12 protein-coding genes are annotated in these 13,181 nt (G+C 48.2%); all 12 read left to right on the top strand.

Features of this window, described 5'->3' with window-relative positions; genetic code table 11:
• Positions 1-24: 24 nt before the first annotated feature.
• The 12 genes from ACWHX8_RS01650 (at position 25) to ACWHX8_RS01595 (ending at position 12,717) form a co-directional block, all read left to right on the top strand.
• A complete protein-coding gene (locus tag ACWHX8_RS01650) occupies positions 25-3,078 on the top strand; it encodes a DUF2309 domain-containing protein (RefSeq protein ID WP_447970234.1) in 3,054 nt (1,017 codons plus the stop codon).
• Between the two features lie 424 nt (positions 3,079-3,502).
• Positions 3,503-3,997 (top strand): Na+/H+ antiporter subunit E, encoded by a 495-nt coding sequence (locus ACWHX8_RS01645; RefSeq protein WP_447970233.1) that lies wholly within the window; start codon positions 3,503-3,505, stop codon positions 3,995-3,997.
• Positions 3,994-4,260 (top strand): monovalent cation/H+ antiporter complex subunit F, encoded by a 267-nt coding sequence (locus tag ACWHX8_RS01640; RefSeq protein WP_447970232.1) that lies wholly within the window; start codon positions 3,994-3,996, stop codon positions 4,258-4,260. The genes ACWHX8_RS01645 and ACWHX8_RS01640 overlap by 4 nt, the downstream gene beginning before the upstream one ends.
• Position 4,261: 1 nt before the next feature.
• Complete coding sequence (gene mnhG, locus ACWHX8_RS01635; RefSeq protein WP_447970231.1) at positions 4,262-4,561, top strand: monovalent cation/H(+) antiporter subunit G; 300 nt, start codon at positions 4,262-4,264, stop codon at positions 4,559-4,561.
• Positions 4,558-5,088 carry a DUF4040 domain-containing protein gene (locus tag ACWHX8_RS01630; RefSeq protein WP_447970230.1) on the top strand — a complete coding sequence of 177 codons (531 nt, stop codon included), beginning with the start codon at positions 4,558-4,560 and terminating at the stop codon, positions 5,086-5,088. The genes mnhG and ACWHX8_RS01630 overlap by 4 nt, the downstream gene beginning before the upstream one ends.
• Positions 5,085-5,537: an MnhB domain-containing protein gene (locus tag ACWHX8_RS01625; protein ID WP_447970229.1), complete on the top strand. Its 453-nt coding sequence runs from the start codon at positions 5,085-5,087 to the stop codon at positions 5,535-5,537. Before ACWHX8_RS01630 ends, ACWHX8_RS01625 begins: the two co-directional genes overlap by 4 nt.
• Positions 5,530-5,907 carry a cation:proton antiporter subunit C gene (locus ACWHX8_RS01620; RefSeq protein WP_447970228.1) on the top strand — a complete coding sequence of 126 codons (378 nt, stop codon included), beginning with the start codon at positions 5,530-5,532 and terminating at the stop codon, positions 5,905-5,907. Before ACWHX8_RS01625 ends, ACWHX8_RS01620 begins: the two co-directional genes overlap by 8 nt.
• A complete protein-coding gene (locus ACWHX8_RS01615; RefSeq protein WP_447970227.1) occupies positions 5,904-7,373 on the top strand; it encodes a complex I subunit 5 family protein in 1,470 nt (489 codons plus the stop codon). The genes ACWHX8_RS01620 and ACWHX8_RS01615 overlap by 4 nt, the downstream gene beginning before the upstream one ends.
• A gap of 8 nt (positions 7,374-7,381) precedes the next feature.
• Positions 7,382-9,478, top strand: coding sequence for an NADH-quinone oxidoreductase subunit L (locus ACWHX8_RS01610; RefSeq protein ID WP_447970226.1), 2,097 nt, complete (start codon positions 7,382-7,384; stop codon positions 9,476-9,478).
• Positions 9,479-9,597: 119 nt separating this feature from the next.
• Positions 9,598-11,103: a complex I subunit 4 family protein gene (locus tag ACWHX8_RS01605; protein WP_447970225.1), complete on the top strand. Its 1,506-nt coding sequence runs from the start codon at positions 9,598-9,600 to the stop codon at positions 11,101-11,103.
• Positions 11,104-11,201: 98 nt separating this feature from the next.
• Complete coding sequence (locus tag ACWHX8_RS01600) at positions 11,202-11,873, top strand: hypothetical protein (protein ID WP_447970224.1); 672 nt, start codon at positions 11,202-11,204, stop codon at positions 11,871-11,873.
• A gap of 409 nt (positions 11,874-12,282) precedes the next feature.
• Positions 12,283-12,717 carry a hypothetical protein gene (locus tag ACWHX8_RS01595; RefSeq protein ID WP_447970223.1) on the top strand — a complete coding sequence of 145 codons (435 nt, stop codon included), beginning with the start codon at positions 12,283-12,285 and terminating at the stop codon, positions 12,715-12,717.
• Positions 12,718-13,181 lie beyond the last annotated feature (464 nt).

Here is a 13,181-nt window from a genome sequence, read left to right as displayed (position 1 = left end):
ACAATGTAAAACAGCCAAGTCACGATGCTATCTGAAACGACAAGAGACCACGCGAGGACACTCTCTCCAGAAACACGCGAGCATCTACGTCAGATCATTCGAGAAGCCAGTGAACCCATCGCCCCATTTTGGCCGATGAAGACCATGGTCGCTCAAAATCCCATTCATGGCTTGGAATATCTTCCCTTTGATGAAGCCGTTAGAAAAGGGCACCAACTTCTAGGCGGCAATGGGTATCTACCGAATCACGAGTATCGCCAGCTCTATCACAAAGGACGTATTACACCGGAAAGTCTCACGCAAGCCTTCACACGAGTCGGACCTCGACAAGGCCAACAGGCCACTCTCAACATAGGAAGTCGTCAAATTACCGCCAAAGACGTTTGGCGATTCCATATCGTATTTGGATTTGAGGTATTAGATCCCACGCTCCAGCAATGGGAATTCAGCAGCGGTGAAGCGACTAAACGATTTCGCCAGGACCTTCCAGATGCATCCCAAAAACGGATTGTCGAGCAAACAATCACAGAATGTGAACATTGTCGAGAGTATCCTGAAGAGGCATACCTCACGAATCTCTGGAAAAGCACATTAGCCTCATTGGCGCTGTATGACTCTCTTTCTGACAATCATCATTCAGCTGAAGCCAAGGCTCAAGAATCTGACAGCCCAGTACCATCCATAGATATTTCCATTCCAGAGCAACGAACAATCAGCGACTGGGTCGATAGCCTAGCTGGAAGTTGCCTCGTTGAGCAGATCAACAATCAACTGATTAAATGGATTTCAACATTTGTGGATGAAGGGTTAGCGTCATGGGACATGCCGCAACGGCAGGAAGGTTTTTATCGCGCGTGGCGTGAACTGGCCCAACACGATTATTCGGCAAAATTTCTTGGCATTCAAGGATTCAGACAAAAAATTCTTGATCTTCCATCTCATCCTGAAGACGCACTTGCCTTCAATTTACATCGCCTTGGAATTCCACAGGAACGCTGGCGTGACTACCTCTCACGCCAGTTATCGCAATTACCCGGCTGGGCCAGATATGTGCGTTGGCTTGGAGAACATCCCGCATATCATGCGCAGCAACAACATCCCATCGATACCATTCAATATCTCGCCGTACGTCTGTTCTACGAAGTGGAATTCACACACGTCACCTGTCAGCAAGAATGGAGCATAGACGGAACACTGTCAGCCTTACGTTCGTACTGGCACAAGCACGCGGATGACTATCAGGCCAGAATGTTAACAGACGTTCATGCCGTTAACCCCATAGAACATGCAACCTGCCATGATGCATGGCGATTATTTCATCTAGCTCAATTCTTGGAACTATCGCCCATTGATGTCCACAACCTTGCATCCTCCGATTCACGGTTATTGCTCGATTGGCTTGACGCCTTTCCTTCAGATCGGCATGGACCTGTATGGCTCGAAGCCTACGAAGAAAGCTTTCGAAGAGAGATCCTCCAAAAAATTGTCGATCATCGAGGAGTGGCCACGTTAGACGACACGAGACCGCGGGCACAATTGGTGTTCTGCATTGATGTACGATCGGAGTCGTTCCGCCGCCACATCGAAGTCCAAGGGCCATATGACACGTTCGGGTTTGCAGGTTTTTTTGGCATTCCAATTAGTCATCAAGCCTTTGACAGTGAGGAGTGGGCAATTCTCTGTCCGGTATTACTCTCTCCCAACCACGCTGTTTCAGAACAGCCTCGACCAGGAGAACAGGAATCATTGCAGAAATATTCTTCTGGCACTCGATGGCAGCAACTAGGCGATCACCTGTTTCATGATCTCAAACATAATCCTATCGGGTCATTGATGCTCATTGATCTCTTAGGAATATTCTTTAGCATCGGATTGGTTGGCAAAACTCTCGTTCACAAACCGTTTCATGCGTTCACCTCATCCATTCAACGTTGGTTACAGTCCTCAGTTCCGACCGAAATGTCCATCTCTTCCACGACTGACACGCAAGAGCCACGACAAAAAGATGAAGAGGTCGAAGACGTTCCCTCTGGACTGGCTCACGGATTCACGCTGACGGAGCAAGCCACGTTTATCGAAAACGGACTTCGCGCGATGGGGCTGACACACAATTATGGTCGCTTCGTCGTGCTCTGCGGACACGGAAGCGAGACAGATAATAATCCGTATTATGGCGCATTAGACTGTGGAGCATGCGGAGGCAATCCTGGAGATCCGAATGCGCGAGTGTTTGCCGCCATGGCGAATAATCCAGATGTCCGGACCATCCTGCGCAGCAACGGTCTCGCGATTCCTCATGACACCTGGTTCCTACCTGGAAAACATAATACGACAACAGATCGAGTGACATTTTATGATCTAGACGATTTGCCCGTGAGCCATGCAACAGATTTACGAGTATTACAGAAAGATCTTGAACTTGCTGGCAAGAACCAGGCGCTGGAACGCTGTCATCGCATCCCCAAAGCACCAACAGAGATGTCTTCCGAACAAGCGTTTACCCATGTCGATGGACGAAGTTTCGACTGGGCGAACCCTCGACCAGAATGGGGACTAGCCGGAAATGCGGTCTTCTTAATAGGGAGACGAACGCTCACGAAAGGACTTGATCTAGGAGGTCGAGTCTTTTTGCATTCCTACGACCCTCAGCCAGACAACGAAGGCGCCATCCTCGAAAAAATCATGACCGCGCCATTGATTGTGGGAGAATGGATTAATACAGGCTATTACTTTTCCGGCGTTGACCCGTGGCACTACGGAAGTGGAAGCAAAGTCCTTCATAATGTGGTTTCAGGCGTGGGCGTGATGTTGGGAAGCCAAAGTGATTTACAAATGGGATTTCCCTTGCAGACCGTGAATGATGGCGAAACCCATTACCACGAACCCATGCGATTGCTATCCATTATTGAAGCGTCGCCTCACATCATCGCGTCGATTATTCAGAAGCATGTCCTTTTGCAGCAGCTTTATCATAACCAATGGATGAACCTTGTTGCCCTAGACCCGAAAACATGTGAACTTCATCGGTATAATCCAGATGCGACGTGGGAAGTCATTCATAGCAGGCCATTGGCATGAGAATTCTTCATTCAGTACACGTTCATCTGTTGAGCAAGGAATGGATCACTGGTATAAGACCATGACGACATTCAAGAAAGTTTCCCTGAACCATTTTGGCTTGCCCACATTCTACGTCGGAAGTTTATTGGAACAACTATGAGAAATTTTCCGTGAATGCTGCCAGGATCTTTGTCAAATTCTGACTGAGTTTATGGGAGCCACGATTCATTCGTGTACACATACGTATAGCAGATAGAGCTGATAGCTAACTGTTAGTCGGCGGGAACAGTACAAGCCAATCTGAGGCTTTTCGAATATACAAATCGAAGGGTATCCGATTGGCTTTTTTTATGACAATGCACGCACGGAGTTCGCGTGTCCAAGAGGGCCAACGAGTTTACTCTCCTGGAACAGGTGCGAATAGCAGCATCAAGGAGATCGTATGAGACCCATATCCTCTCAATTTTTATTGCTCAAGACAACGGCACTGTTCGTGTTATGGGTCATGTTATCCGGCAGTTTTGATTGGATTCATCTGAGCTTGGGGCTCGCGGCGTCATTCACAGTCGCCTGGATCAATTCTGGACATTCACCCTTTGTCCCAAATTTTCGCATCTGGGGAAAGACGATCCTATTTCTTCCCTGGCTGTTTTTCCGAATCGTCCAAAGCAGTCTCCACGTGACAAAACTGATTCTCGACCCCAACCTCCCCATTGCTCCCAAGTTACTCCGCGTGAAGACGAATTTGAGCAATCGAGCAGGCGTGGTCCTCCTGGGAAATTCTATCACCTTGACACCAGGAACGATCACCGCCGAAGTTGATGATTCGACACTCATCGTTCATACCCTGGATGACGTGTCAAGCGAAGACGTCAGAAGTGGTCGGTTAGAGTCAAAAATTGCTTCGGTGTTTGGGAATGGAGGCACAAGTCCATGAATACCTTCTTCCTCTTTGTGTTGCTTATCCTCGCGATATTAATTGGAGCCTATTTATATCGCGTCCTTCAGGGGCCGACCATTTTTGACCGTGTACTGGGTCTCAATGGCATATCCACGAAAGCAATAATTCTACTCATACTGATTGGCAGCGTACATGAGCGCGTTGAGATGTTCATCGACATCTCAACTGGCTATGCACTCTTGAATCTTGTCGGAGCCTTGGCTGTCGCCAAATATCTCGAACAAAAGGGACTCCCCTAAGATGGACGTACTCGCCATTATCTTCATTCTCGCCGGACTCTTTTTTCTGATTGTGGCAGCAATTGGAGTGATACGTCTCCCTGATGTGTTTACGCGTTCGCACGCGGTCTCGATCACTGATTCCCTTGGAGCCTTTTTGATGCTGGTGGGGATAGCCGTTCATGAAGGCTTCAGCTTAAACGTGCTCAAAATTTTGGCCGTCTTGATTTTACTATACCTTCAAAACCCCGTGATCGCTCATGCCACCATTCGCGCAGCCCTTCGTGCAGGATTGAAACCCTGGCAAAGAGAATCAACATGATCTATTCATTTGAAATTCCTCTCCTCATTCTCCTGCTAGTGACAGCCGCTGGGGCCATTTTAGTCAAAGACCTCATGAGCGCCATTTTACTGCTCGGCTGCTACAGCTTTTTCTTATCGCTCGTCTGGGCGTGGCTGGGGGCGGTGGATGTGGCCTTCGTGGAAGCCGTCGTTGGAGCAGGCTTAGCGACGGTGTTATTTCTGTTGACACTGTTTGGAACAGCCCCCAAGGACAGTCGAATTCGTCGTCCCCCTCCGCCGATGGCTGCACTGATCGGACTGCCGCTACTGGGAATTTTACTACTGTATGCGGCAAAGGATCTTCCTCAATTTGGTGACCCAAATTCTCCGGCGAACGCTCATGTTTCGCCAACCTATATTGAACAGAGCATTCACGATACACACACTCCGAATATCGTCACGTCTGTGCTGATGGATTACCGATCGCTTGATACGATGGTCGAAACTGTCGTGATTTTTACCGCTGGCATTGCTTGCGTTTTATTGTTGCGGAGAAAAGTTTCATGATTCGACAACATGATAGCATCATCGTTCAATCGTTAGGACGATTCCTCATACCCGTCATTCAACTCTTTGGCCTCTATGTCCTGTTTTTTGGGCAATATGGACCTGGAGGAGGGTTTGTGGGGGGGGTCATTCTAGGCACCAGCATGGTCCTGGCCATTCTCGTCTTCGGACATGATGCCTCACGAAGTCAATTATCAAAGAAAGTCTTGCATGGCGATGGTCTCGGCATGCTGATTTTTGCCGGTGTTGGCGGACTATGTTTGATCGGAGGGGGAGAATTTCTCAATTATGCATATTTACAAATTCCAGGCCTTGAAACAGCGGCACGTCGGTCACTCGGCATTGTTCTGACGCAAATTGGCGTCGCCGTCGATGTCGCCGTGACGGCCATATCCATCGTCTTTAGCTTATCCGCCGAAGAAATCATTGAGGATTCAACCAATGGCTGATGTCATCGCGGCTCTCTTTCAACGCCCCAATTTTCTCATTTTTGTCATCATATTTCTTTGGGGATTTTACATCATGGTCACGCGCTACAATCTTGTCAAAAAACTTATAGGCATGTATCTCGTGCAAACCAGCGTCATTTTTTTCCTCGTAACCATCAGTGCCAAGAAAGGTGCGACGGTTCCAGTCTTACTGTCAACAACGGCCCCTGTCCAAGCCATCGACTATAGCAACCCGTTACCGCATGTCCTGACATTAACGGCCATTGTGGTGGGGGTGGCAACTCTTGGAGTCGCCTTAGCCTTGTGTTCGGCCATCTACCGAACATACGGAAGTCTTGACGAAGAAGAAATTTTGAAAAGGTTGGAATGAGTCGACACGTACCAGCTCTCCTATTCTTGCTTCCATTGTTTGCAGCCATTTCAATGCCAATGGCATGCCTGAAACACCGAGAATGGAGCCGCCTGATCTCCGTGGGCGTGCTTGGCGCTATGATTGTGCTTTCGCTACTCAATCTGCATTTCGTGTTGAAACACGGCACCATTCGCTATGCCTTTAGTGGCTGGACAGCCCCTCTCGGCATTGAGTGGGTCGCCGACCCTTTAGCCAGCATCATTCTCGTGATGTTAAGCTTTTTAGGGTTCCTCGCATTGGTATTCGCCGGAGCCACCGCACCCCAAAATCTTGGTGGTCGAATCGTTCATTTCTATACATTAATCTTACTGCTTATTTCGGCCCTCACCGGGATTGCCTTTGCCGGAGACTTATTCAATCTTTTCGTCTTTCTTGAAGTCGCGGCTCTCGCCAGTTATGCCCTGGTGGGTGTCGCCGGCGGTCGGGCCTTGTTTGCCGCCTTTCGCTATCTCATATTAGGAACCTTGGGAGCGTCCCTCTATTTATTGGGCGTCAGTTACTTCTATGCAGCAAGTGGCACACTCAATATGGCAGATATGGCCGATAAGCTTCCTCACTTACTCACATCGAGAGCGGTTGTCGGTGGTCTCCTGTTTATGTTTATCGGATTGGGGATCAAGATGGCTCTCGTACCATTTCATGCATGGCTTCCAGATGCCTACTCCAGTGCACCGGAATCCGTTTCACCAATCTTAGCGGCACTTGTCACAAAGGTCGCCCTCCTTGGGTGGGTCAGAATTATCTTTTGGGTCTTGGGGGCTCAAACGGTAATTCAAGATATTCCCGTCCTGTTGCTCGTTGGAGTCCTGGGCTCACTTGCCACCGTCATTGGGGCCGTGCTTGCATACACACAGCATGAAATTAAAAGAATGTTTGCCTATGGAGGAATCTCCCATATCGGGATTATCCTCATAGGCGTGAGTCAGGGAAATCAAACAGGATTTGCAGGCGGCATCTTCTACTTATTAAATGATGCCGTCATGCAAGCCGCATTGTTTTTCTTTATCGGGATCGTCATTTCACAATATGGCATCCGCCATGTCGAGGATCTCGGACACATTCGCAAGCAGGCTCCGTGGTTGATCGGAGCACTCGTCATCATGGCCATGGGCATGATTGGCCTTCCTCCCACAGGTGGGTTTTTTGGCAAGTGGTACATCATTTTGGGCGCGCTCGAAGCGAATAACTATGTCGCCGTTGGCGCCATCCTACTGTCCACATTGCTCACATTGGCCTATTTCGTCAAAATTTTCGAACATCTGTTTCGAGCCCCATCGATCCCCTCGGATACACAGGTCACTGAAACGCCCATAGCATTACAATTCAGTGTATTAGCGACCTCTGCGGCAATCATCATCCTCGGCGTTGGGAGCGACCCAATCGTTGGGCTCATACTTCACCATGCTCTCCCGCCAGGCCTTTGAGTCACACCATGTCTATTTTTACGTTGATCCCACTTCTCCCTCTGTTCGCATCGCTAGCACTTGTGCTCGGCGGTTCACGATGGGGAGAGAACGGTCACCGTGTCGGAATTCCTGCAATTGGCCTTTCCTTCGCTCTGTCTGTGTGGGCATTTGTCGAGGTTGTCCAACATGGTCCCATCTCAATTTCTCTGTACCGCCTCTTTCAATCCGGGTCGCTCATCATTGACTTAGGGATGTACGTTGATCAACTCACCGTACTTCTCCTGTTGTTAGTGACAGGCGTGAGCGGTGTGGTGCATGTCTACTCATCCAACTATATGATTGGAGATCCGCGGTATAACCGGTTTTTTGCCGTCATCGCGTTATTTACTTTTTCCATGTTGATGTTAGTCAGTAGCAGCAACCTGCTGATGCTGTTTATCTGTTGGGAGATCATGGGAATGTGCTCGTATCTCTTGATCTCCCACTGGTCGGAAAGACCATCTGCATGCCGGGCAGCCACGAAGGCGTTTCTCGTCAACGCCGTGGCTGATGTCGGATTAGGATTCGGCATCATCGTGACCTTCTTCACATTTGGAACGCTCGACATTCAACACATTGTGTCTCAGGCTCACAGCATGCAGGAGCACACGATTAATATGTTGGGGTGGATGGGGCTAGATTTCCCTGTGCACTCTCTCACCATCATTCCGATGTGTTTATTCATTGGGGCGATGGGAAAATCCGCACAAATGCCGTTTCATGTCTGGTTGCCATTTGCCATGGAAGCCCCTACGCCCGTCTCCGCATTGATTCACGCGGCAACCATGGTGAATGCCGGCCCATTTCTTCTGATTCGATTAAGTCCGTTGATCATCCTTTCGCCATTTGCGATGACGCTCATCGCCGTGGTTGGAGCCGTCACTGCACTATTTGCCGCCATTGTGTCTCTCACCCAAAGTGACATCAAGAAGGCCTTGGCCTATTCGACCATCAGCCAAATCGGATTTATGATCATGACCTGCGGAATTGGCGCATTTGTGGCGGCCACATTTCATTTACTTGCCCATGGATTTTTAAAGGCATTTTTATTTTTGTCGACTGGCAATTCCCTTCGTACAGCACACGCACACCATCATATCCCCTCTCAGCATGGTGCCCCTTCGCAACCCCCGTGGACACTCTATGTTGGCGCATTAATCTTAGCCTGCCTTCCACCTTTTGTTATTTTTTCTGGTCCCTACGAGTCTGTGTGGATTGCTCAGAGTTTTGTTTCCGCCAAGATCGGGTTTTGGGTAATTGGGCTCACAACAGTATTTTTCACAGCGATATATCTTTTTCGTGGAATCGTCTCGCTCTTTCAACATGGCCCTGTCAAACATGACACGAAGAACCCATTATCAGTGGCTGCACGGCCTCAAATATTTTCACCTTCTCACCTGATAGGCCTCGGTGTTGGCGGCGGACTCATGGTGATGATACTCATGGCCTTATGGTCTTGGTTTACACAATTTCTCACCCCAGCCCTTTCCGTAACTGTTTCGCCTCCTCCAATTGATGCCTTTGACCAATCTTCTCTGGGTTTAGGGCCATGGATCATTCTTCCACTCCTCGTCGCAATCGGAGGGTGGGCCTATGCCTTATTGATTCACCGACGTGCGGAAAGCCCCTTTGCCAGACAATCACCATTCATGAAAACCCTGTATGTCATGTTTTTAAACAAAGGGTATTTTGACGAACTGTACGAATTGTATATTGTTCAACCAACGCTTCGATTTGCCAACTGGCTCTGGCGGATTGTTGATATTCGTGGGATAGATGCAGCCATTCATATGATCGCCACATTGTCTCTTCACTTTGCTCAATGGCTCTGGAGAGTCATCGATGTAAAAGGTATTGATCGCGCCGTGATCGGTATCGGACAGCAAAGCATTGGAGTCAGTCGTTGGCTGTGGCGTGTCGTGGACATTCGTTTATTGGATCAAAATATTAGAGGGATGGGGAAACGGAGCGATGCAGCCGGGCAATTGTTGCAAGAAGTTGAATCGCGCACCATTCAACATCAATTACTCGTCATGGTGTTTTGGTTGGTCCTCGCAACCGGCCTATTGTATGTCTTAATGTAATTCGTTTGTAACACGTTGCTGATGATTCGAGAAGAAGGCTTTACGAATATGTGTAGTCGAAAAAACCTAAGTGGGAAGCGATACGATTGGGTGCACGATAAACGATACAATTCACGCACATGACCATATTTGCAGATCATATGATTAGCTGGATGGTAGCGATTCCTTTCTTAGGAATTGCTCTACTCGCGTTCGTTCAGGATCAAGAGTGGATTCGGCGAGTGGCGTTGGGAACGACAATCGTAGAATCTGGATTGGGCATCCTCTTGTGTCTCAATTTTGACTTCACACAACAGGACATGCAGTTTGTCGAGCGGATGGCATGGATGCCCACGTTTAACATTCAATATGCCGTTGGAGTTGATGGGATCAGCATTCTCTTGGTGCTCCTCACAACGCTGCTATGTCCACTGTGCGTCCTCTGCTCTTGGAATGCCATCACAACTCGTGTCCGCGCGTTTATGTCCCTCATTCTATTGGTTGAAGGGGCCATGATCGTCGTCTTCACGGCCCTAGACCTCTTTCTCTTTTTCATGTTGTGGGAACTCACAATGATTCCCATGTATTTCATGATTATTCTCTGGGGAGGTCCCAATCAAAGCGCCGCCGGAATTAAATTTGTCCTGTACAGCCTAACAGGAAGTTTACTATTACTCGTCGGCATATTGGGTCTGTATCTCGAAGGAGGCCACACCTATGATCTGCTTGTATTGAGCAAACAAACCTACTCGCCTACCGTGCAATTTTGGTTGTTTGTAGCGCTGTTCCTCTCATTTGCCATCAAAATGCCAATGGTTCCATTCCATACGTGGTTGCCTGATGCCCATTCCGAGGCTCCAACCGCTGGGAGCGTCATTCTCGCAGGCATACTCTTAAAAATGGGCGGTTATGGATTTTTGCGCTTTTGCCTGCCAATGTTTCCCGAAGCCTCAGCGATGTTTGCGCCCTACATTCTCTGGTTATCCGTCTTTGCCATTGTCTACGGCGGATATATGGCACTGGCGCAATCGGATCTTAAAAAATTAATCGCGTACTCCTCCGTCTCCCATATGGGCTTCGTGACCCTGGGAATTTTTGTCTTCAACAGTCAGGGCATTCAAGGCGCCATCTTGCAAATGTTCAATCACGGACTCACGACAGGAGCGTTATTTATTTCTGTTGGACAATTGTATGACCGAACTCATAGCCGAGCCATCGGTGACTATGGCGGGTTGCATACACCCATGCCAAGATTTGTCGCGTTTTTCTTTCTGTTTTCGGTTGCCGCATTCGGTCTTCCAGGCACGTGTAACTTTATCGGAGAATTTCTAGTCCTTGTCGGGGCCTCCTCGACAAGTTTCGCTATGGTTCTCCTGTCCATGGGCGGCATCGTCCTGGCGGCAGCCTACATGCTATGGATGTTACAAAAGGTTGCATTGGGCGAACCCAATACTAAAGCCGCAGCCGCACTACCCGACTTATCAAATCGTGAATTGGCGACAGTCATTCCATTAGCAATTCTTGTATTATGGATTGGGCTGTATCCTGGACCCTTAATGGAAATGATGGATGCGAGTGTGACGAATCTCGTGAATCATATGGCCAAAATTTCAGTACCGATCGCTTTGATTTCAGGTCAGTCCTGAAATATCTGAGAGAATTATGCTATACTAATCAGTAGAAAACACTTACTTTTTGTTTTTCAAAACTTGACAACTAGCGGAAGAGTGATTAACTGTAAAGCATGACACAACCTCGGCCCCTCACACATGATGAAAAGAAGGCTTCAGAAGCCGCCTTTCGTGGGTTGCCATTTAATCCCAAATGGTCCCAGTCGGCGAAAGCCGTATATGACGGGATTCTGGCTACATTGGACAAATCATCAACCACTTCCGTCGATTCGCCTCTCCATGCTGAAGCACCTGAAGAATCAAGAGAACTGGTTCCTGTTCCAATGAATGAAGTTGATGTAGCAACCGACGAACAGGGTAAGACTGAGATTGAACTCATCGATGAACAGTCCGTACAACAAATTCATTCGCGTCGCGAGGCCATAGAAGCTGGATATTTGATGGATGTCTCTGAAGAAGCGAAAAATATTGGTCTTGAGCTAGCCGTAGGGATGACGAAACCCCTATGGACTCGAGGAATCTGTCCTTCTACTGATTTATCAGACGAAGAATTACACAATCGTATCCGTGATGTCTTAATTGCCGTTCGGTTGCGACTTGCCGGACTTGAGACGCCGGCGGCCTTTGTCGAAGTCCCGGTGCTGCTTGCATTTCCCCCTGAAGAAACTCCACAGTTGTTTCTCATCTATGCGCTCTTTCATAAGGATCCGCTCGAAGCCGATTCACTGCTCTTGCTCCATCCCGGAGAAGTCTCTCTCGCCAAGCAATCCTTTTCCGAAAACTAATCGGATCAGACGTTTCGGTCACAACCACGCCTCGTTCATCGAACAACCATCATCTAAAGATTACTCCCTCGCCTGACATGTGGTATCGTACCGCGTTGCCTTCCTAAATCATTTTTAAATTTATGGCGAAACCAAATAACTTCCAGCCAATGTACATCATGTCCACAGCGCAAACATAGAGGAAAGTTATGCCCGCCTGGATGCCCTGTATACAATTGACGGTTCAATAACGAAGGGTTATAGCGAATCCAAATACGTTCCAAACAGGAAAATACAACGAACTCAGCGCGGTACAACGTTTCCACCAGCGGAAGTTATTTGAAACGGCTATAACCAGTATTCAGTGGATCGACATGTAACTGATTCGGCATAACTGGAACGGCTACAACCTTCATGTGTGAGCGATTTTTTGGATAAAAATATTTTTGTCAATCTTAACGCCGTCCTCGGAAGCTTGGTTGTGACCATTGGGCTCTGGGTACTTCTTGGCGAATTATCCCTTCCTCTTGGATTCGCTATCTCGTTAAGCGTGGCGGGACTTCTCGCATGGCGATTTCAATCGATTGCCCATATATGGACAGCCACAACTTTGATCTTAGGGGTAGAAAGTTTAGCGTGGCCCGTTATCCAGATGATGGACCTTCAGGCTTTGGGACCTGAGCCCCCACTAGAAGATCTTCAACGAATCTTTACGGCAGTCTTGTTTGGCATTTTTTCTGGCGTCTTTTGGATGACCTTTGCCTATGGCATTTACAAACGAAGTCGAGGCGAACCACCACTTCCTGAATCACCGGAACCACCACCTGACTCAAAAAATAGAAGAAAACGAAAGCGACGCCAGTAACCTTCACAAATTTTAGACTTGTCGTTCTTGTACATCTCCTCTACCTTTTCACACGTGACACAATTCAATAACGTTGGGGTTATAGCGAATCTCAATTCGGTCCAGTTATAGCCGTTCCAATTTACTTCCGTCTGCACGACGTGTGTTGTTGCGCTGTGGACATGATGTACATTCGGCTGGAAGTTATTTGGTTTCGCTATAATGCCAAAAGACTTTCAACGCGGTGTCACACGCTCCAAACATCGGAAGGTTATACCCGCCTGGATGTTCTACAGGCGATTGACGGTTCAATAACGAAGGGTTATAGCGAATCCAAATACGTTCCAAACAGGAAAATACAACGAACTCAGCGCGGTACAACGTTTCCACCAGCGGAAGTTATTTGAAACGGCTATAACCAGTATTCAGTTGGTCGACGTGTAACGGATTCGGCATAACTGGAACGGCTATAAGTCTTTTGGTTC

It is taken from the genome of Nitrospira sp. M1, from assembly GCF_965152605.1.
Note: the sequence above shows the minus strand (reverse complement) of the source record. Positions and strands in the feature narration are given on the sequence as shown.